General features: G+C 42.0%; 17 protein-coding genes, 1 pseudogene and 1 riboswitch. Of the genes and pseudogenes, 10 read left to right on the top strand and 8 right to left on the bottom strand.

Annotation, left to right across the window (positions count from 1 at the left end; genetic code table 11):
• Nucleotides 1-17 precede the first annotated feature (17 nt).
• Nucleotides 18-770: a DeoR/GlpR family DNA-binding transcription regulator gene (locus ACEN82_RS10235; RefSeq protein ID WP_413322737.1), complete on the top strand. Its 753-nt coding sequence runs from the start codon at nucleotides 18-20 to the stop codon at nucleotides 768-770.
• Here ACEN82_RS10235 and rsmD read toward each other — a convergent pair.
• From rsmD to ACEN82_RS10250, 3 genes are all read right to left on the bottom strand, one after another.
• Complete coding sequence (rsmD, locus tag ACEN82_RS10240) at nucleotides 767-1,303, bottom strand: 16S rRNA (guanine(966)-N(2))-methyltransferase RsmD (protein ID WP_090525937.1); 537 nt, start codon at nucleotides 1,301-1,303, stop codon at nucleotides 767-769. The two genes, ACEN82_RS10235 and rsmD, sit on opposite strands and share 4 nt — an antisense overlap.
• Nucleotides 1,279-2,091, bottom strand: coding sequence for a DUF3822 family protein (locus ACEN82_RS10245; protein ID WP_413322738.1), 813 nt, complete (start codon nucleotides 2,089-2,091; stop codon nucleotides 1,279-1,281). The genes rsmD and ACEN82_RS10245 overlap by 25 nt, the downstream gene beginning before the upstream one ends.
• A 68-nt stretch (nucleotides 2,092-2,159) precedes the next feature.
• Nucleotides 2,160-2,633 (bottom strand): hypothetical protein, encoded by a 474-nt coding sequence (locus ACEN82_RS10250; RefSeq protein WP_090525935.1) that lies wholly within the window; start codon nucleotides 2,631-2,633, stop codon nucleotides 2,160-2,162.
• Nucleotides 2,634-2,690: 57 nt separating this feature from the next.
• Here ACEN82_RS10250 and ACEN82_RS10255 point away from each other — a divergent pair, with 57 nt between their 5' ends.
• Both ACEN82_RS10255 and ACEN82_RS10260 read left to right on the top strand, forming a co-directional pair.
• Nucleotides 2,691-4,112 (top strand): ATP-dependent DNA helicase, encoded by a 1,422-nt coding sequence (locus ACEN82_RS10255; protein WP_413322739.1) that lies wholly within the window; start codon nucleotides 2,691-2,693, stop codon nucleotides 4,110-4,112.
• An 87-nt stretch (nucleotides 4,113-4,199) separates the two neighbouring features.
• A complete protein-coding gene (locus tag ACEN82_RS10260; RefSeq protein ID WP_373613639.1) occupies nucleotides 4,200-4,637 on the top strand; it encodes a DUF5675 family protein in 438 nt (145 codons plus the stop codon).
• A gap of 234 nt (nucleotides 4,638-4,871) precedes the next feature.
• Here ACEN82_RS10260 and ACEN82_RS10265 read toward each other — a convergent pair whose 3' ends face one another.
• Nucleotides 4,872-6,212, bottom strand: a complete 1,341-nt coding sequence (locus tag ACEN82_RS10265; RefSeq protein WP_413322740.1) for a sensor histidine kinase — start codon at nucleotides 6,210-6,212, stop codon at nucleotides 4,872-4,874.
• Nucleotides 6,213-6,403: 191 nt separating this feature from the next.
• Between ACEN82_RS10265 and ACEN82_RS10270 the strand changes: the two genes are divergently transcribed.
• Together ACEN82_RS10270 and clpB are read left to right on the top strand one after the other, a co-directional pair.
• Nucleotides 6,404-6,835, top strand: coding sequence for a DUF4488 domain-containing protein (locus ACEN82_RS10270; protein WP_413322741.1), 432 nt, complete (start codon nucleotides 6,404-6,406; stop codon nucleotides 6,833-6,835).
• A gap of 360 nt (nucleotides 6,836-7,195) precedes the next feature.
• Nucleotides 7,196-9,814 carry an ATP-dependent chaperone ClpB gene (gene clpB, locus ACEN82_RS10275; protein ID WP_090525930.1) on the top strand — a complete coding sequence of 873 codons (2,619 nt, stop codon included), beginning with the start codon at nucleotides 7,196-7,198 and terminating at the stop codon, nucleotides 9,812-9,814.
• Between the two features lie 121 nt (nucleotides 9,815-9,935).
• Here the strand turns inward: clpB and ACEN82_RS10280 are convergent, their stop codons facing one another.
• The 4 genes from ACEN82_RS10280 to ACEN82_RS10295 all read right to left on the bottom strand — a co-directional run bounded on the left by ACEN82_RS10280 (nucleotide 9,936) and on the right by ACEN82_RS10295 (nucleotide 15,389).
• Nucleotides 9,936-11,171, bottom strand: coding sequence for a homoserine dehydrogenase (locus ACEN82_RS10280; protein ID WP_413322742.1), 1,236 nt, complete (start codon nucleotides 11,169-11,171; stop codon nucleotides 9,936-9,938).
• Complete coding sequence (locus tag ACEN82_RS10285; RefSeq protein ID WP_413322743.1) at nucleotides 11,171-12,226, bottom strand: homoserine O-acetyltransferase family protein; 1,056 nt, start codon at nucleotides 12,224-12,226, stop codon at nucleotides 11,171-11,173. The genes ACEN82_RS10280 and ACEN82_RS10285 overlap by 1 nt, the downstream gene beginning before the upstream one ends.
• Nucleotides 12,227-12,383: 157 nt before the next feature.
• The gene (locus ACEN82_RS10290) at nucleotides 12,384-13,697 is read right to left on the bottom strand and encodes an O-acetylhomoserine aminocarboxypropyltransferase/cysteine synthase family protein (RefSeq protein ID WP_413322744.1); all 1,314 of its coding nucleotides are present in this window, start codon (nucleotides 13,695-13,697) and stop codon (nucleotides 12,384-12,386) included.
• 246 nt (nucleotides 13,698-13,943) lie between these two features.
• A riboswitch (SAM riboswitch) is annotated at nucleotides 13,944-14,054 on the bottom strand.
• A 219-nt stretch (nucleotides 14,055-14,273) separates the two neighbouring features.
• Nucleotides 14,274-15,389, bottom strand: coding sequence for a trans-sulfuration enzyme family protein (locus tag ACEN82_RS10295; protein ID WP_495644110.1), 1,116 nt, complete (start codon nucleotides 15,387-15,389; stop codon nucleotides 14,274-14,276).
• A 265-nt stretch (nucleotides 15,390-15,654) separates the two neighbouring features.
• Between ACEN82_RS10295 and ACEN82_RS10300 the strand changes: the two genes are divergently transcribed.
• The 5 genes and pseudogenes from ACEN82_RS10300 (at nucleotide 15,655) to ACEN82_RS10320 (ending at nucleotide 19,007) form a co-directional block, all read left to right on the top strand.
• A complete protein-coding gene (locus ACEN82_RS10300; RefSeq protein WP_495644111.1) occupies nucleotides 15,655-16,044 on the top strand; it encodes a nucleoside hydrolase-like domain-containing protein in 390 nt (129 codons plus the stop codon).
• A 96-nt stretch (nucleotides 16,045-16,140) separates the two neighbouring features.
• Nucleotides 16,141-16,569, top strand: coding sequence for a hypothetical protein (locus ACEN82_RS10305; protein WP_413322958.1), 429 nt, complete (start codon nucleotides 16,141-16,143; stop codon nucleotides 16,567-16,569).
• Between the two features lie 341 nt (nucleotides 16,570-16,910).
• Nucleotides 16,911-17,027, top strand: a pseudogene (locus ACEN82_RS10310) (protein O-mannosyl-transferase family); the annotation flags it as partial.
• Between the two features lie 70 nt (nucleotides 17,028-17,097).
• Nucleotides 17,098-17,895 (top strand): NRAMP family divalent metal transporter, encoded by a 798-nt coding sequence (locus ACEN82_RS10315; protein WP_495644112.1) that lies wholly within the window; start codon nucleotides 17,098-17,100, stop codon nucleotides 17,893-17,895.
• A 59-nt stretch (nucleotides 17,896-17,954) separates the two neighbouring features.
• Complete coding sequence (locus ACEN82_RS10320; protein ID WP_413322960.1) at nucleotides 17,955-19,007, top strand: response regulator; 1,053 nt, start codon at nucleotides 17,955-17,957, stop codon at nucleotides 19,005-19,007.
• The last annotated feature ends 435 nt before the right edge of the window (nucleotides 19,008-19,442 follow it).

Below are 19,442 nucleotides of genomic sequence, written 5' to 3' on the forward strand. Positions count from 1 at the left end.
AAAATAGGATTGATAACATGAACTTTCCAAAAAGAAAACAAAAAATAATTGAGCAGCTCAGTCAAAGCGGAGAGGTTGATATAAAGCAATTGGCTGTCGTACTGAATATTTCAGAAATTACAGCACGCCGCGACCTGAACCAGTTAGCAGCCGATGGATTGCTTTACCGTACTCATGGAGGAGCAACAAAAGTTAATCCCCACGAAAAGCCACATAGCTTTGCAAATAAAAGCGCTCAAAACGCAGCTGTTAAAGATGCCATTTGCCGCAGGGCCGCATCACAAATCACCGACGGGGATATTATTTTTATGGATTGCGGGAGTACTGTTTTTAGGTTATGCCAGTTCATTAAAAATAAGAAGATAAAGGTGATAACAAATTCATTACCTGTAGTATATGAGCTGCAGGATTGCACTGTAAGTGTTAATATAATAGGAGGGGAGTTGGATAAAGAGCGACAGGCTGTACATGGAACTACAGCTATTGAGCATATTCAAAAGTACAGGGCAACCAAAGCTTTTTTGGGTGTTGACGGTATTTCGGAAGCTGGATTGTTTGCCAATAGTGAACATGAAGCATCCATTACAACAGCTTTCGCGGCAAACAGCGCATTTACCTACATTCTGTGTGATGCCAGCAAAATAAGCAAGGAAACCTATCTTAATTTTGCAGGATTAGATATCATCAACGCGATCATTACCGATGCAGATCCTGAGCGGTTAAAGGGCTTTAAAGAAAGCGGGATAGTTATTTTAAAGGCAGATATCTAAACCGGTCTGAAAAACGAAAATGACGAATGCCCGTATTTTCTTTGTTCAACAAAAGCGGGATGATTACTCAAATTTTGCAGAGACTGGTGTTCAACAATCAACAGGCCATCAGGTTTAAGCAGGTTCTTTTCAAAAATAACTTTTGGCAAATCGGGGATCCTGTTCAGGTCATAGGGCGGGTCGGCAAATATCAGGTCGTACTGTTCCGTTTCAATATTCAGGTATTTGAATACATCTTCACGGTAAGTTTTTATTTGCGTAAGCTTATGCTGCCGCGAGGTATCTTTAAGATAATTAACGCAATGAATACTCCTGTCGACAGATATAACTTCTGAAGCTCCGCGTGAAGCAAATTCAAGCGAGATGTTGCCAGTGCCGCTAAACAGGTCAAGCACTTTAATGCCTTCAAATTCTATTTGGTTAAGCAGGATATTAAATAAAGCTTCTTTTGCCAAATCGGTTGTAGGACGAACAGGAAGATTTTTTGGCGGATTAAGCCTTAAGCCTTTTAAACTGCCTCCGATAATGCGCATAATGAAAGAGCCGCTATTGATAACACCCTGTGAGCTACAACCTCCGCGGGTAATTGTAATACCTGTAAATTATTGACTTCGGCCGCTTTAAAAAATTCGGCCAGGCGACTTAGTCCTTTACTGTCGGCATCAATGTTACCGCTTACATATAAGCTGGTATATTTAGCTTCGAGGTTAAGTTCATTAGCAACCAGCACAGTAAAGTAAACCAGTTCATCATCGCCATTAAAATCAAAAGAGTTATAGAAACGCAGTTTGCCGGATGCAAAATGAGCTATCTCCACCTTTTCTTTTTCAATATTGAGGTAAAGGCAGTCGTTGCCGGGATTGTTTTGGGCAATGGCGGTTAACCACCCTTTTGATGTAAAAACGGTATTACGGATGCCAAATTCTTCCGCGGTACTCACAATGGCTTCGCTGGTATTGTATACAATGATGTTTTCCTTATCTAATACCTGGGCTATAACTTTGCTGTCGGCTTTCACATCCAGGAAACGGGCCAGGTTTGGCAGGCGCTCGCTGCTAAACAATTCTGCAGGCACCAGTGTAAAGCTATGAGCAGGTAAACCGATAATCATTTGCCCGTATTTGGCCGACAGCAGGTCAAGCAATTCCTGCGGATCGCTTAGCTCATCAAATGGGTAATTTTCGGCCCAGGCTATTAGCTTGCCGTTATTACTTATGGCGTACGAAAACGATTTGTCTTCAACCTGTATTAATAAAGTATAGTCCTCAGTTTTATCTAAACTAAAGTTATCATCGTGGTAAGTATAATTGTGTTCGTTCATACCGGTTTTAACAAAAGTAATATTTTTTGGCAGATACAGTAATTACCGAGGTACAAATTGGTATGCTGTTATAAAATACGGGTTAATATCATCAGGATGATAAATATCAAAATCGGCAACCCTACAGGCTTAGGATAATAATCATTATCCGGAAAATATCTCCTGAAAAAAAACTGGCTTAGAATTAAAGCACCAATCAGCCCAAAACCTATGTTAAGGCCTGCTACCGAAAGCATTGCTGTAACCTGCGCCGGTGTTGGCTGGCCGCCTTTAGCCGTTACATTCATAGCATCAACAACCTGTTGCAGGTTAACGCCCGAATGCATGATAACAAAGTAGGAGAGATAGGAAAAAAATAATACAAAAGCCAGCACCGCCGGAACTGCCTTTCTGTAACCTGCATTGTATAAATTGATAACCAGCAGCACCCCGCCAAATATCAGGTTAAAAAACGAAAACCAAAATATCGCCCTTTTGGAGTAAATATCTACATAATCGTCTTCGCTGTATTTTTCTTCCTCTTTGTTTTCGTCAAATTCCATGGCTCAAATGTAAAACTAATCTTACTGAATTAAATTACTTATCATCATTTTTGCAGGGTGTTAAGTCCCGATCATATCCGTCAGTCATTTCCGCATGAGCCAACAGGCCAGCAAACGGAACTTTTTAGCAAGCTGCATGCCTTTTTAAAAAGTACCGAAGGCGACGAATGCTTTATTCTGAAAGGCTATGCCGGCACCGGGAAAACAACTATCGTGGGCGCGCTGGTAAAGGCACTGAAGCATTATAACTATAAAGCCGTGCTGCTTGCCCCAACCGGACGTGCCGCCAAGGTCATTACCAATTACTCCGGGCGAAAAGCTTTTACAATTCATAAGCGCATTTACCGTAAAAAATCGGCCTTGACGATCGATGATGGTTTTGCCCTTGCCGATAACCTGGCCAGCGATACGCTTTTTATTGTTGATGAGGCCTCCATGATCTCGGATGAGGCCATGGGCAGCAATCACGTGTCGTTATTATTTGATTTACTAAGATATGTTTATAATGATAAAAACTGCAAGCTGATACTGGTAGGGGATACCGCACAGTTACCGCCTGTAGGGGCCGACGACAGCCCCGCGCTCGACGTGCAGCTTATGGGCGATAAATTTGGCCTGTCGATATTCAGTTATGAACTTACCGAGGTTTTGCGCCAGCAAAAGAATTCGGGCATTTTATATAACGCAACCAATATCCGCGATCTGATACGCGAAGAGATCATCGAGATACCTAAAATTGTAACCAAGGGGTTTAAAGATGTTTTCAGGATGACCGGCGAGCGATTGCCCGAAGGCCTGGAGTACGCTTACCGTAAATACGGCTATGATCGTACACTTATCATTTGCCGCTCAAACAAAAATGCCAATTTGTACAACGGGCAAATTCGAAACCGCATTTTATACCGGGAGGAGGAGCTTACCGGCGGCGATCAGATCATGATAGTAAAGAATAATTACTTTTGGCTGCAGGATAAAGATGAAAATAGTACCGCGTTTATTGCCAACGGCGATATTGCCCGTATAGTAAAAGTACGCCGCACCGAAGAGATGTATGGTTTTCGTTTTGCCGATGTGCAGCTCGAATTTATTGACTATGCCGAAGATCCAACCCTCGATTGTAAGGTTTTGCTTGATACGCTTTATGCCGATTCGCCCGCGTTAAGCCAGAATGATCAGAAACGGTTTTACCAGGAAGTAATGAAGGACTATGAACATTTGCCCAACAAAAGGGCGATGCACAATGAACTGAAGCTCAATCCATATTACAATGCCTTGCAAATAAAATTTGCCTATGCCATTACCTGCCATAAAGCACAGGGCGGCCAATGGGATGCAGTTTTTGTTGATCAGGGGTATGTAACCGATGAAATGATCAATATGGATTTTCTGCGGTGGTTTTATACAGCTCTTACCCGAGCCACTACCGAACTGTTTTTGGTTAATTTCGATAACAGGTTCTATAAATCAAAGGAAGAATAATCTTCAAAGATAAATTTACTTTTATCGATATAATCTATTGATAATTAGATTTTTAATTACTAATATTAGCAATTAAAAACCAGTATCATGAACCTAAACTTAAAACTCGAAAGAAAAATTAAAACCAAACAATCAACCATTGGCGAATTATCAATAAATGGCGCCTTCGAATGTTTTATACTGGAAGACGTAGACAGAGGGCTAAATAGCGGTATGAGCCTTGCTCAAATTGCATCAATAAAAATTAAAACGCAAACAGCCATACCTACAGGAACTTATAATGTAGTCAAATTTTTCAGCCCCAAACACAACGAAAACCTGCCATTATTAGAGAATGTACCCGGTTTCGCCGGAATTGAGATCCATGTTGGCAATTTTGCCAAGGACACCGACGGCTGCCTTCTCCCTGGTGAAGATAAAGGCGTTGATGCTGTTCTGCATAGTACAATGGCTACAGCTAAACTCAATACAAAGATTTTTGAGGCCCTTAAGGCAGGAGGTACCGTGACCATTGAGGTTGTTTAATGTAGCAAATTATAAATGCTTGAAGGTGAAATGACGCGTCTACGCCGTCATGCTGAGTGATTAAAATCCATGGACTATGAAGGTTAGATGACAAAGAGGGACTGTCAGTCAGAGCCCGTCGAAGACTCGTGAGCAGAGGCCCTGTCCGCCATACTTCGACGGGCTCAGTATGGCACCCATTTTAAGCGGTCATGTGAGAAGATTACCTGGATAAACAAAGACTTGTTTAATATCCTAAAACGAATTAACTGCCGGCAAGGTGATCCTGAACGTTGAACCCTGTCCCTCGGTGCTGGTAACGCTGATAGTGCCTTTATGCTTTTCAATGATCTGGCGTACAATGCTCAACCCAAGCCCGGTCGACTTTTCGCCGCGTAAACCGGCTCGGCCGGCTTTTGAAAATTGGTTAAAGATCTCCGGCAGCATATTGGCAGGGATGCCCATGCCGTAATCCTGAACTTCAATAACTACCGTATCGTTTAGTTTAAGCAGGCGCACATCCACATTATCCCGGTTTTTAGAAAATTTCACCGCATTGCTAATCAGGTTATCAATAACCCGGTGAAATTTTTCGTTATTTATGAGCGCATGGGCAACACTTACCGAACTGCTGAACAGCACATTAACTTTATTGCCCAGCTGTAATTTCCATTCGCCCACTATGTTGTTAAGCCATTGGTTAAGCTCGATATCTTGAGTTTCAATAACCGCTATGTTCTCGTTTCGGGCTGCCTCCAGTAAGTCATCAATAATACTCCGCGCTTTTACGCAGGATGCCTTCATCATATTGATGTTGTCTTGTGTCTCCTCATCTACCTCATCAAGTTCCATCATCATGGCAATTGATTCCACAGCAGCTATCGGGTTACGCAAGTCATGGGCAACCATACCCAACACCTGGTTTTTAAACTCGCTTGCTTTTTCAATTTCCGAATTTTTTTCGCGGATCTCGATCACCTGAAAATAATAGTTGGCCTTGTAGGAAAAAAAGTACCTTGAGATAAAATAAAAGCCGGAAAGTAAGATAGCTGAGATCAACTGGTTATACAACATATCCGTAGCCGGCGTTTCACTGTAAAATAGCAGGGAAGTAAAAAAAAGCTCAATAGCAATAAGCAGCAATACGGTTTCATAGTATTCAAAAACAATTATCACGCTGATTAAGCTTAAAGCGACAAGATATAAGGTTAGGGCATTACTCGGATTGGAGGTGGCTATAAAGCTGGAATACATGCCGCAAACAATAATATAAAGCGCAAACAAAAACACAAGCAATGACATGCCTGTTGTAGCTTTTTTATGGCTTTTGAAACTAACGATAAAAAGGTTACTGGCTATCAGGAAAACAGGAGTTATAATAATGAAAACCCAGTTGCTGAAATTAAACTCGGGAAAGTTTTGAGCTTTGGTTAAGCTAATGGGGAATACAAGATAAAGGATCCGGATAATTACATTAAGCAATAAAAATACTATACTGGCACCCCTTATGGCCACCAGGTTTTGGTAAGTATAATGCAAACGGTATTGCGACCGGTATTTTACCGGGAGACTGTTAAAAAAGAAATGGGTGTTCAATTAAATTTTATGGGTTAAACAAAATTATAAAAATATTTTCAAATAATGTAACAGAAATGTGACATTGTGTGATTAACCCTTTTACTAAATATTCGGTCAATGAAGGTATAAGCCTATTTTGATGAACCTTGATTGTTTCTAAAAAAGGGATAAGTATAATTTACACATCATAAAACCAAAATCACATGTTAATGAAATCTCTTAAATTTATCGCAATTCTCATTACTGTATTAACAACTTTTTCCTGCAGAACTGTAGAAAGAGCTAATCAGAAAGAAATTAAACCGTTTGTAGGCTTCTGGAAGGATACAACCAATCCGGGATCTCAAGTCGTATTCAGGTCAGACGGCAGCTTTTATAACATTGCAAAAGAAAATAATGTGCAGATCGTTACGCACAGTGGTACTTTTAAAGTCTTATCCGACAGTATTTATGTATTGACGATTACAGATGCGAGGCCCAACGCTACATATGATCTCAAAGGAAGGCAGTATGCCAATTATTATACGTTAAGCAGCGATAGAAAAACGATGAAGACAAGTGGCGTAGTTGACGGAAGAAATGGCGGAAAAGGGCTTGCCTGGACCTGCAATTTAGTTAAAGTTGATAAATTGGATAATTAAACCCGCGGCTGGCTGACTAAACCTCATCACATTATAGCCCTCCATTTATAGACAACAAGAATTGCACACTCGCAATTGTTTTATCCGTTACACAGTATTTTACTAACAGGCAAGCTCACGCCTGTCTGTTAGTGCGGTGTTGTTAAGTTCATCTGATCTATTTAGCGTCCTTAAACATCTCCACTTGACGCATACTTTTATCATTGTTTAACGTATTAAACGACAAATTGCCTCGTGCTATTGTTAATAGTAATGTCTAAATTGCTAATAATTATGGCAAAGTGTCATTGTGGTTTAATTTTAAATGACAATTTTTCACTATGGATACTATGGCCGATAAATTGATCAACAATGAGTACTATGAATTTTAACAACTTTACCATAAAAGCTCAGGAAGCCGTACAAAAGGCATCTGAAATTGCTGTTGGTAACCAACAGCAAGCAATTGAGACCGCGCATCTGCTTAAAGGCTTATTGCTGGTTGATGAAAATGTAATTACCTACTTATTAAAGAAATTAAATGTTAACCTGAACAGGTTAAATGATACGTTAGATGCGCAAATTGCATCGTTCCCCAAGGTAAGCGGCAGCAACGTATACCTTTCGTCCGAAGCAAATTCTGCTTTGCAAAAAGCGTCGGGATATTTAAAAGAATTTAAAGACGAATTTGTATCTGTTGAGCATGTGCTGTTAGGCATTTTAGCCGCCGGTGGTGCGGTAAGCAGCATCCTGAAAGATTCGGGTGTTAATGAAAAAGACCTAAAAAAAGCCATTGTTGAACTCCGCGGCGATAGCAAAGTAACCGATCAAAACGCCGAAGCCACTTATAATGCCCTCAACAAATACGCCCGTAACCTGAACGAATATGCCGGTTCGGGCAAGCTGGATCCGGTTATCGGCCGCGACGATGAAATTCGCCGGGTTATCCAGATTCTGTCACGCCGTACCAAAAACAACCCGATTTTGGTTGGCGAGCCCGGAGTTGGTAAAACTGCCATTGCCGAAGGAATAGCTTTCAGGATCATCAAGGGTGATGTACCTGAGAGCCTTAAAACCAAAGTGGTATACTCGTTGGATATGGGCGCACTCATTGCAGGCGCCAAATATAAGGGAGAGTTTGAAGAACGGCTGAAAGCAGTTGTAAAAGAGGTTACCCAAAGCGACGGGGAGATCATCCTTTTTATAGATGAGATCCATACGCTGGTAGGTGCAGGCGGGGGAGAAGGCGCTATGGATGCGGCCAATATCCTGAAACCGGCCCTGGCTCGTGGTGAGCTTCGTTCAATTGGTGCTACTACCCTTAATGAATACCAGAAGTACCTTGAAAAAGATAAAGCTTTGGAACGCCGTTTCCAGAAAGTAATGGTTGAAGAACCTGATGCTGCCGACGCCATATCTATTTTACGTGGACTGAAAGAACGTTATGAAACCCACCACAAAGTGAGGATCAAAGACGAAGCGATCATCGCCTCTGTCGAAATGTCACAACGCTATATTTCCGACAGGTTTTTACCGGATAAAGCTATCGACTTGATGGATGAAGCTGCATCAAAACTTCGATTGGAGATGGATTCGGTACCGGAGGTGGTTGACGAACTGGAACGCCGCATCATGCAGCTTGAAATTGAGCGCGAAGCTATCAAACGTGAAAAAGACGACCGTAAGGTTGCCGAACTCAGTGAGGAAATAGCCAATCTGTCGCAACAGCGTGATTCATTACGTGCCAAATGGAAAGGCGAAAAAGACCTTGTTGATGGCATCAATACTAAGGTTGAGCTGATTGAAAATTATAAACTGGAAGCTGAACAGGCCGAACGTGCAGGTGATTATGGCAAGGTAGCGGAACTTCGCTACGGAACTATAGTTGAAGCCCAGGCCGAAGTTGAAAAGTTGAAAGCCGCCCTCCTTGAAAACCAAAGCGACAGCCGCATGCTGAAGGAAGAGGTTACCGCCGATGATATTGCCGGTGTAGTAAGCCGCTGGACAGGCATCCCGGTAAGCAAGATGATTCAGAGCGAGCGCGAGAAATTGCTCAACCTTGAAGATGAATTGCACAAACGTGTGGCAGGACAAGAAGAAGCTATTGAAGCAATAAGTGACGCCATCCGCCGCAGCCGCGCAGGTTTGCAGGATAAACGCAGGCCAATAGGGTCGTTCATATTTTTAGGTACAACCGGTGTTGGTAAAACCGAGCTGGCTAAGGCCCTGGCCGAATACCTGTTTAATGATGAAGGCGCACTTGTGAGGATAGATATGAGTGAATACCAGGAACGCCATGCTGTTTCAAGGCTGATAGGAGCGCCTCCGGGCTATGTTGGGTATGATGAAGGCGGACAGTTAACCGAGGCTGTTCGTCGCAAGCCTTACAGCGTGGTACTGCTGGATGAAATTGAAAAAGCCCATCCTGATGTATTTAACATCCTGCTGCAGGTGCTGGATGATGGCCGCTTAACTGATAATAAAGGCCGTGTGGTGAATTTTAAGAATACTATCATCATCATGACCTCCAACATTGGTTCAAACATCATCCAGGAAAACTTCCAAAACCTGGAGGACGAAAACCGCGATGAACTGGTGGCAAAAACCAAAAACGAGCTGTTCAATTTGTTAAGGGCAACTATCCGTCCGGAGTTTTTGAACAGGATAGATGAAATCATCATGTTTACCCCGCTTAACCGCGATGAAATTCATGATATCGTTAAGCTGCAGTTTAAACAGGTACAGCAAACCCTTGCCGAAATGGGTGTAACTATCGAAGCATCCGATGAAGCCTTAGATTGGTTGGCCCAGTTAGGTTATGATCCTCAATTTGGTGCACGCCCGTTAAAACGCGTTATCCAGAAAAAGATCCTGAACGAGTTGAGTAAACAGATCCTGGCGGGTACAGTTGATAAAGACAGCGTTATTAAAATAGATATGTTTGATAACCAGTTCGTGTTCCTGAACTCAGCCAAAGAAGCTACGGAACCGGCTAAATGAGCTGTAAGACTTATGAAAGCTAAAAGCAAAACGCATAAGGCTTAAAGCTAAGTATTGGTATAATAGAAAAAGGCTTCCCAATTGAGAAGCCTTTTTCTATTAATAACAACCGGCGGGTCTATTAAAACACTTCGGCCGCTTGTTTAGTTACCGATGCTAAGCTGACCCCCGTAAGCTGATCGGCAAAGGCTACGAAAGCCTTACTCTCAGATATACGATGTTGATTAGCGATCAGATTTTGCAAATTGATTTTTCCTATCACAAATTTATAGTTGCCTGAATAGTAACGCTCATTGATGTGCTCAAAATTCAGCGCTTCAACCAGTTCCTCATCGTCATAACGCAGGTAAATGGTTAATTCAATGTTATTGGTAAAATTAAGGTCTGTTTTCTCTTTAGCTTTTTTGTATTCGTATTGGTAGTTATAACGTAATGCCGCTATATCCGAAAGTACAGCCGAGCCGGTAGAATGCCCACCTGCACCTTTGCCAAAAAAGAATTGCTGATCGGCAAAGGCGGCCTGTACGGTTACGCCATTATATTCGTACTCAACGTTGTATAAAAACTCTTTGTCGTTTACAAATTTAGGCAGTACAAACAGGGCAACGTTACGGTCGTCAAGCTCTTTAGCTACAGGTACCAGTTTAATTTTGAGGTTCTTTTCGCGGGCATATTGCAAATCTGCGGCTGCAAGGTTCTGAATGCCGAGGTTAAATACTTCATCGGGCTGTACAACTACGCCATATGCGTGTGCAGCAGCAATAACCAGTTTGTATTTTGCATCAAAACCACCAACATCACTTGTTGGGTCGGTTTCGGCAAAACCCAGGTCCTGGGCTTGTTTCAATGCGCTATCATAATCGAGCCCTTCAATAAATCCTTTTGAAAGGATATAGTTTGATGAACCATTGAAAATACCGCTTATCGAATGCAGTAATTCGTTATCATAATACTCTTCCAAATTGCGGATAATAGGGATACTACCGCAAACCGCACCTTCATATAATAATGAAGTTCCATACTGGTGCTGGATCTCGATCAGTTCGTCCAAATGCAGGGCGATCATTTTTTTACTGGCAGATACTACGTTTTTGCCAGATTTTAATGCTCTTGAAACAATTTCAAAAGCAGCTTCAGTATCATTGATCAATTCAACAATGGTATTGATCTCGGGATTGTTAAGCAGCTCTTCTTTATCGGTAGTAAATAAATGTGCCGGTAAAGAACGTTTTTTATTAGGATCCTTAATAGCAAATTTTACTATCTCGATATTTAAATGCTTTGTTTTGATGATATCATATAATCCCTGGCCAACAACTCCAAATCCGAAGAGGCCGATATTTAACTTTTTACTCATTACGCTGTACGTTGCAGTTCTATAATTTTTCCTTTCACATCGGTTTTAAAAAACGATGTAAATATGTTTGTTAATGCTTCTGTTTCAATTAAAAATCCGTCGTGCCCATAAAACGAATCCAGTTCGGCAAAGGCTGCTTTAGGGATATGCCTGAATAGGTATTGCTGCTCTTCAATAGGGAACAAAACATCCGATGAGATGCCGATAACTAATGTTTTTGCCTTGATGAGGCTCAACGCTTTATCTACACCGTGACGGCCCCGGCCCACATTGTGTGAGTCCATCACTTTGGTCAGGTACCAATAACTATAAGCGTTAAAGCGGTTCACCAGCTTTTGCCCCTGGTAGTTTTGGTACGATGAAGAACGGAAATTGTCCTGCACATCGTCGGCTTCTTCCTGTTGGGTAATACCGTAGGTTTTATAAGTACGATAACTCAGCAAGGCAATACTGCGGGCTGCTTTTAAACCCTTTTGGCCGCCGTCAGGTGTGTTAGCGTAAAAAGTACGATCTGCTGTAATAGCCAAACGTTGTGACTCGTTAAAAGCGATACCCCATGGAGAGTGTTTAGCATTGGTTGCTATCAGGATAAGATTTTTAATCCACTCCGGCTCAATGATAGCCCATTCCATAGCCTGCTGGCCGCCTAATGAACCACCAATTAATACGCTGATATTATTGATGTTTAAATGTTGGGCAAGCAACTGGTGTGCTTTAACCATATCCCTTGTGGTAAACTGCGGATAGGAAAGATAATATGGCTGGCCGGTAACCGGGTTAATGCTCAACGGACTTGTAGTACCATAAGGAGAACCCAAAATATTGGCACAAACTATAAAATGCTCTTCGGGGTTAAAAAAGTAACCCTCGCCAATAAGTCCTTTCCACCAGTCAAATACGTCGCTATTAGCGGTAAGCGCATGGCATACCCAGACCACGTTATTTTTTTCTTTATTTAAACGGCCATACGTATGAAAGCCTATCTCTAAGCCCTCGAGCGTGCGACCCGACTCAAATTCAAAAGTATCAGTGTATTTAAATATTTCTGCGTTCATTCTGTTATTTGTCACATTGTGTTAAGTCGAAAGTCTTTAGTACCAAGTCTTAAGTCGAAGCTTCAATTTTCCGGCTTAAGACTAAATACTTAGAACTTAAGACTTAACTACAAGTGACGTTTACTATATCACTTAAAAAAAACTATACATTGTTATACTAACTCACCCTACCGTGCTTAATTTTTGCAAAAGCCTGTTCAAAATCGGCTTTAATATCATCAATATGCTCAATACCAACAGCTACGCGCAATGAAGCAGGTGTTACACCGGCCGACAATTGCTCTTCATCAGATAACTGCTGATGCGTTGTTGCCGATGGCTGTATGATGAGTGTTTTTGCATCACCTACATTGGCTAAATGGCTTACCAGTTTAAGGTTATTGATCAAGCGGCTGGCCTGTTCTTTGCTCCCCTTAATTTCGAACGATAGTACGCCCCCAAAACCGTTTTTTAAATACTTTTTCGCTAAGTCATGATATGGCGATGATTCCAGTCCCGGGTAATTTACGCTTGCCACCTGTGGGTGCTGCTCCAACCATTTGGCCAGTTGCAGGGCATTATCAACATGACGTTGCACACGTAACGAAAGTGTTTCCAGTCCCTGAATGTTCAGCCATGAATTAAATGGAGCCTGCGACGGGCCGAAATCTCTCAAGCCTTCCACACGGGCACGAATAATAAACTGGATATTGCCAAACGGGCCCCCAATGCCGAATACATCGTTAAATATCAGTCCGTGGTAACCTTCAGATGGTTCAGTAAATTGCGGGAATTTGCCGTTACCCCAGTTGTAATTGCCTGCATCGATAATAACACCGCCAATACTGGTACCATGCCCGCCAATCCATTTGGTTGTTGACTCCACAACCACATTAGCGCCATGTTCAATAGGACGGAAGAGGTAACCACCGGCACCAAAAGTATTATCAACAATTAATGGCAGGTCATGTCTTTTGGCAACCTCGCTCACCTTTTCAAAATCGGCAATGGTAAAGCCCGGGTTACCAATGGTTTCCAGGAAAATGGCCTTTGTTTTATCATCAATAAGCGCCTCAATATTGGCCGCAGTATCATCTTTGGCAAAACGCACATCAATGCCCAGGCGTTTAAATGCTACTTTAAACTGGTTATAAGTGCCGCCGTATAGGAAAGGTGAAGTAACGAAGTTATCACCAGCCTGCAGGAGGTTATTTAATGCTATAAATTGTGATGCCTGGCCCGACGCTGTCGCCAGTGCCGCCACACCGCCCTCTAACGCTGCGATGCGTTTTTCAAACACATCGGTAGTAGGGTTCATGATGCGGGTATAGATATTACCAAACTCTTTCAGCGCAAACAGGTTTGCACCATGTTCGGCACTGTTGAATACGTATGAAGTAGTTTGATAAATGGGCACAGCGCGTGAACCTGTTGTTGGATCAACTTCCTGACCGGCATGTAATTGTAAGGTTTCGAATTTTAAGGCAGACATAGTTGTAATTTTTAAATGTGTTTAATTTAGATTTTTAATATTAAGATGGATTTTGGCAAGCCGGTTTGAAATAACCGGTTTAACAACACACGCGTTTTTCAGAGAGATGAAAAAGAGCGTGCTAAGCATCAACAGCAGCAACACATACAAATACAGCCAATAGGGGAGCCAATATGTTGTACGTTACCGTTTAAGGTGTAAAAAGTGTTGCGTTGCGTAAATTTAATTAAACTTTTCATGGTTATAAATTTATATTCCCCGGTGTTATTTGCCGGGACAGGAATTGGCACCTTCTTCAACATTGAAGGGTTGCCAGCGGGTCATTGAGCCTGATCTCTCGCCGCTTCTTTATAAATCAAAACCCGAACTATGTGCGGAGGATTGATCGACGTTGGTATCACTACCAAATAATGTTGCGAATATAAGGGATTGTGAGGTAATATACCAAATTTTATTTCTTTTTAAGGTTAGAGGTAAAAGGCCAAAGGTTCATTCGAGAACAATTTTAAGCTTAGACAAATGCAGCTACCTTTCGCCTTTAACCTTTATCCTTTTACCTTATTTACCTTAAAAGGCCTAAGCCAAAGCCTGCTTCATATCGGCAATTAAATCATCAATATGTTCCAACCCAACCGAAACCCTTAGCAGGTTACGTGGCGTTTTAGTATCAGGGCCTTCAACAGTAGCGCGGTGTTCTATTAGGCTTTCAACACCACCAAGGCTGGTAGCTTTGATAAATAGTTTCAGCTTATTGATGATGTTATGCGTGTCGTTCTCATCGCCCTTAATAGTAAAAGATAACATGCCACCAAAAGCCAGCATCTGATCTTTAGCTATCTCATGCTGCGGGTGCGAGGGCAAACCGGGGTACATTACCTGTTCAACATTGGGATGCTGTTCAAGGTATTCGGCTAATAACTGTGCGTTTTGTACGTGACCTTTCACCCGGTAAGGCAGGGTTTTGATACTACGCACTAAATAATAACAATCCATAGGTGAGGGGATTGCGCCACCCATTTCCTGCACCTGGCGGATTTTTGTCCACCAATCATTCTTTTCGGTCGTGATCAACACTCCGCCCATCAGGTCGCTATGTCCGCCAAAATATTTGGTGGCTGAGTGCATAACCATATCCGCGCCCAGCTCAAGTGGTCGCTGGCACATAGGGGTGGCAAATGTATTATCGCACAAAACTTTAATGCCCTTTGCTTTGGCAATAGCAACCACCTTTTTAATATCGGTTATTTTAAGCAGGGGGTTTGAAGGTGTTTCAATCCAGATCAAACCTGTTTCGGGCTTAATATGCTGTTGCAAAACCCCGGTATCGTTTACATCAATAAAATCGAAGGTAAGGATGCCGGCAAAAAGGGTTTTAAGCTGATTACGTAAGCCGTGATACATATCATCGGGAGCGATAATGTGCGTGCCCGGCTCCAATGATTGAAATACCGACATCCCGGCCGCATTACCTGATGAAAAGGAAGCTGCTTCAACACCTCCCTCTAACTTTGCCAGCACATGCTCCAGTGCGTGACGATTGGGGTTTGATGAGCGACTGTAAATATAACCTGCCGGAAAACCACCGTCCTCACCGCGCTCAAAGGTGGTTGACATAATAATGGGTTGTATAACGGCCCTTGTTGCTTCATCAACATGGTTGCCGGCATGTATCGCTATAGTTTCAGTTTTCATGGTATTGTATTATGATATCGCCCAAAATAAACAAGAATATTTGTTATTAGCTGTAGCGTTTTTATATTTTTTGCCGAATAGGTTTAAAAACCAAACCGCATGAAAACGTGCCTTATCTTCCTGTTTGTTATTATTGGGCTATCTGCCTGTAAAAAAGATGCCAATGATACCGCTTATGACAAAAGCTATAAAGCATAGCAAAACTTTAAGACTGAAAGTAAAAATTCATATACTTATACCGCTAATAACGGTTCAGTTTTTGGTTATGGCTCCGAAACCAAGATCACCGTTCAAAATGGCGTTGTTACAGCGAGGGGTTTTTGAATACCGTGAGTTTAAAGGCGGACCGAACTATGGATATGGCGCTCAGCTAAATGCGGCTTCACAGTATTCCGTTTATATGACAGCATCCTGGATGAAGGAAAATATATCAGACAGGGGGCCATTGGGAGACCTGTACAGAGTATGGGGCGATGGAAAACAAATGGTAAAAGGCGACATCATGGACTATTTTGGTCTCAGCGGACATACTAACGACGAGTTGAAGAAAATGGGTTATATTGTATGGATGCCTGTTCAGGAAAAAGGTTCATGGTTAGGGGAGGGCGACGACCCAACGTTTATGAACATGCTTGACAATGGATTACGTGCATAAGAAAAAGGTACTTATGGAGGCTGGGGCGGCACCGGATTTATTGATCCTAAAGGTAAAAACGCCTTCTTCCAGAATAGTGATACGTCATCCCAGGCTATGGCAGCTTCACTCGCTGTGCCGAAAGATCGAAATAATACGTACCCTGACTTTTTTCCTGCCGCTCAGCGGGATTTTGCTGCCCAGATTAAATGGTCGGTAACGCCAATATATGCACTGGCAAATCACGAGCCAGTTGCCAAAATAGAAGGTCCATTAAATGTCAGGGCAACAGCCGGCGAAACGATCAGGCTGTACGGAGCCGTTTCTGATCCTGACGGAAATCTGGTTTCTGTTAGCTGGTGCAATTTCAACAAGGAACTTATCCCGGGAAAAGTGTCGATATTAAACCCCGAAGCTAGGCAAACACAAATCAGGGTACCTAAAGACGCTGTTTCCGGCCAAACAATTCACATTGTTTTTCAGGCAACGGATAACGGCACACCGTCTCTTACCAGCTATCAACGTGTTATTATAGCGGTGCGGTAAACAGGAAGCTTTCCAAATGCATTGGCTGTCTTTTCAAACCCAAACGGATGCACTTACCTTGGGTCACATCAACCATTTTGTTCAGGTAAGAGTGGCTATTCCAGTATAAGAAAAAGCCCCGAAATCAGCTATTTCAGGGCTTAGATACTTGGCGGAGAGTTAGGGATTGGTATATGTACCTATTTCCCGCTTTAAATTGATATTTTAAGGGTTTTCATTTTCGAACTCACCGATTTACTCACCACTTTTATTTTCTTTAAATTAGTTGCAAATGCTGTGCTTAAATTTACAAAAATCAATTCTGAATATCAAATTAACAGGATTAAATGAACGCTGAGGATTCCGATAAACCACGGGCCGACAAGTGGCTGGTTTTTATAGCTTATGTAATAGGCCTTTCTATCGGCATTCACCTGCTCAATTTATTAACGATATCCGCTTTGGTAATGGTTTATTACTAGACGCTCACCTAATAGCCTTAATAACTCTAATTATTGTATTTAATAGTGTAAAAGTTCAATAAATCAGGTGATTATTATATACCAGCCGTGGCTTACCGTTCTGAAAGCAACTGTTATACCTCATTTTGAGTTAAATTTTAGTTTTCTATTTATCATAACGGGGGTTTTGGGAACCACAATTTCTCCATATATGTTTTTTGGGGAAGCCTCACAGGAAGTAGAAGAACAGAAAGAAAAGGAAAGGCTTTCGCGGCATAAACCCAGGCCCGGTTGGATGCAAATAAAAAGAATGCGGATTGACAATACCGTTGGCATGATATTCTCAGAATTCACTACCTGGAGTATTATCGTGGTAGCTGCAACAGTTTTGCACAATAGCGGTGTAACTGACATAAAAAGTGCGTCTGATGCGGCAAGGGCAATAGAGCCGCTGGTGCATACCTTTCCTAACGCCGGATTTTTAGCCAAATTAATTTTTTCTACCGGCATTATAGGCCTTGGTTTATTGGCTATCCCGGTACTTTCCGGCTCGGTAGGATATGCCGCTTGTGAGGCCTTTAACTGGAAGGCCGGGCTTAATTTAAAATTGAAAAAGGCGCGCTCTTTTTATGCCGTCATATGCGTTGCCACTTTAATTGGATTACTAATCAATTATATTGGCATCGATCCTGTTAAGGCATTAGTTTATGCGGCTGTATTGAATGGGATAGCAGCGGTACCACTATTGTTCCTGATTGCCAGGATGTCCTCTAACCCCAAAATCATGGGAGAGTACAATAGCAAGTTTATTTCCAAATTGATGCTTTGGAGCAGTTTTGCTGCCATGGGGGCAGCTGCAATAGCTTTGTGTTATACATTGTATTAGCATGGGATTTGGACACTTCAATTTAATGATTTAAATTACACAATAAACTGGTCACCGATATGAGTTTTAAAATCCTGATCATTGAAGATTCCGCGGATATTCGCGAGGGTGTAGTGGAAATACTGGGGCTGGCCGGCTATACCGTATTTTCAGCAAGTAATGGTAAAATGGGATTGGAATTGGCTAAAGTCCAGTTACCTGATTTAATACTTTGCGATGTCATGATGCCGGAAATGGATGGGTATGGTGTGCTGTTTATGCTCGGAAAATCGGCCGACACGGCTAATATCCCTTTCATTTTTCTTACAGCCAAAGCCGAACGGATCGATTTACGTAAAGCCATGGAAATGGGTGCCGACGATTACCTGACCAAACCTTTTGATGACGTAGAATTACTTAATGCAATTGAAAGCAGGTTGAAAAAGAAAAAGCAACAAAAGGAATTTTACAGTAAGGGGTTGGACGAACTCAGTAATATAGTTGCGAGGACTGATGGGTTGAACGAACTAAAGCGTGTAATCCGGGAGCGCAAGATTCGTTTTTTTAAAAAGAACCAGGTGATTTATTATGAAGGCGACAGAGGAAATGGACTATACGTTGTTCTTAGTGGAAAGATAAAGACCAGTAAACTGGCAGACGATGGGCGCGAATTGATTACTGGTTTACATATAGCGGATCAGTACCTTGGTATTCAGGCATTGCTTGCCGGCGAGGCATATTCAGAAACCGCAAGTGCCCTTGAGGATAGCCAATTGTGCCTCATACCAAAAGAGCAGTTACAGGAAATGTTGAACCTATACCCGGAAGTAACGGATAGTTTTATTAAATTGATGGCAGGCCAGATAAGGGAAAGCGAAGAGCGGTTACTGCAACTTGCGTATTATTCTGTCAGAAAAAAGATGGCGGACGCGATTCTGAAACTTTATCGCCAAAGCGATTCCCCAAATGAAGGCGTCCGGATCTCGCGTGAAGACCTGGCTGCACTTGCAGGTATGGCCACTGAAACAGTGAGCCGTACCCTGTCGGATTTTCGTAACGAGGGCTTGATTGAAAAGAATGGAAGTGTGATAACAGTGCTTGATCTGCAGCGATTGGTTAAAATGAAAAACTGAATTTTCCGAAAAAGACAGGCACTCAATAGGGGCGTTATGCACATAATTGCCGCGCTGAATTTATCTGTTTTTACCAATTAAAAATTACCACGGATAACCATACACTTTAATACCAGACAAAATCATCATCAGTACTATTATTGCTATCAAACTGATAGCAATCCAAAAGGTTATTGCCGTGTTTTTGTGATTCGTAACCATAGCTAATGAGTTAGTGTATGTAATTGATAAGATGGAACCGGCACCAGACCTTGCACAGGTAGCTTCAAATAATTGAATGCTTTTTCTAAGTGACTTTCTTGATCTGTTCTCATGCTCCCTGTTAATGAGTAATTAATATGTAAATAAACTATATATCAGCGGTGCATGCTGTGATTTCTGTCAGCAAGATCATTGATTCTCGTCATGTATAAGAGGGGAGTGGTACTCATAAAA

It is taken from the genome of Mucilaginibacter sp. Mucisp73 (genome assembly GCF_059491465.1).

Excerpts from the sequence above, each read along its gene's own strand:
- ACEN82_RS10235 (WP_413322737.1), top strand. The coding sequence starts at position 18 with ATGAACTTTCCAAAAAGAAAACAAAAAATAATTGAGCAGCTCAGTCAA.
- rsmD (WP_090525937.1), bottom strand. The coding sequence starts at position 1,303 with ATGCGCATTATCGGAGGCAGTTTAAAAGGCTTAAGGCTTAATCCGCCA.
- ACEN82_RS10245 (WP_413322738.1), bottom strand. The coding sequence starts at position 2,091 with ATGAACGAACACAATTATACTTACCACGATGATAACTTTAGTTTAGAT.
- ACEN82_RS10250 (WP_090525935.1), bottom strand. The coding sequence starts at position 2,633 with ATGGAATTTGACGAAAACAAAGAGGAAGAAAAATACAGCGAAGACGAT.
- ACEN82_RS10260 (WP_373613639.1), top strand. The coding sequence starts at position 4,200 with ATGAACCTAAACTTAAAACTCGAAAGAAAAATTAAAACCAAACAATCA.
- ACEN82_RS10270 (WP_413322741.1), top strand. The coding sequence starts at position 6,404 with ATGAAATCTCTTAAATTTATCGCAATTCTCATTACTGTATTAACAACT.
- clpB (WP_090525930.1), top strand. The coding sequence starts at position 7,196 with ATGAATTTTAACAACTTTACCATAAAAGCTCAGGAAGCCGTACAAAAG.
- ACEN82_RS10280 (WP_413322742.1), bottom strand. The coding sequence starts at position 11,171 with ATGAGTAAAAAGTTAAATATCGGCCTCTTCGGATTTGGAGTTGTTGGC.
- ACEN82_RS10285 (WP_413322743.1), bottom strand. The coding sequence starts at position 12,226 with ATGAACGCAGAAATATTTAAATACACTGATACTTTTGAATTTGAGTCG.
- ACEN82_RS10290 (WP_413322744.1), bottom strand. The coding sequence starts at position 13,697 with ATGTCTGCCTTAAAATTCGAAACCTTACAATTACATGCCGGTCAGGAA.
- ACEN82_RS10295 (WP_495644110.1), bottom strand. The coding sequence starts at position 15,389 with ATGAAAACTGAAACTATAGCGATACATGCCGGCAACCATGTTGATGAA.
- ACEN82_RS10300 (WP_495644111.1), top strand. The coding sequence starts at position 15,655 with ATGGCTCCGAAACCAAGATCACCGTTCAAAATGGCGTTGTTACAGCGA.
- ACEN82_RS10305 (WP_413322958.1), top strand. The coding sequence starts at position 16,141 with ATGGCAGCTTCACTCGCTGTGCCGAAAGATCGAAATAATACGTACCCT.
- ACEN82_RS10320 (WP_413322960.1), top strand. The coding sequence starts at position 17,955 with ATGAGTTTTAAAATCCTGATCATTGAAGATTCCGCGGATATTCGCGAG.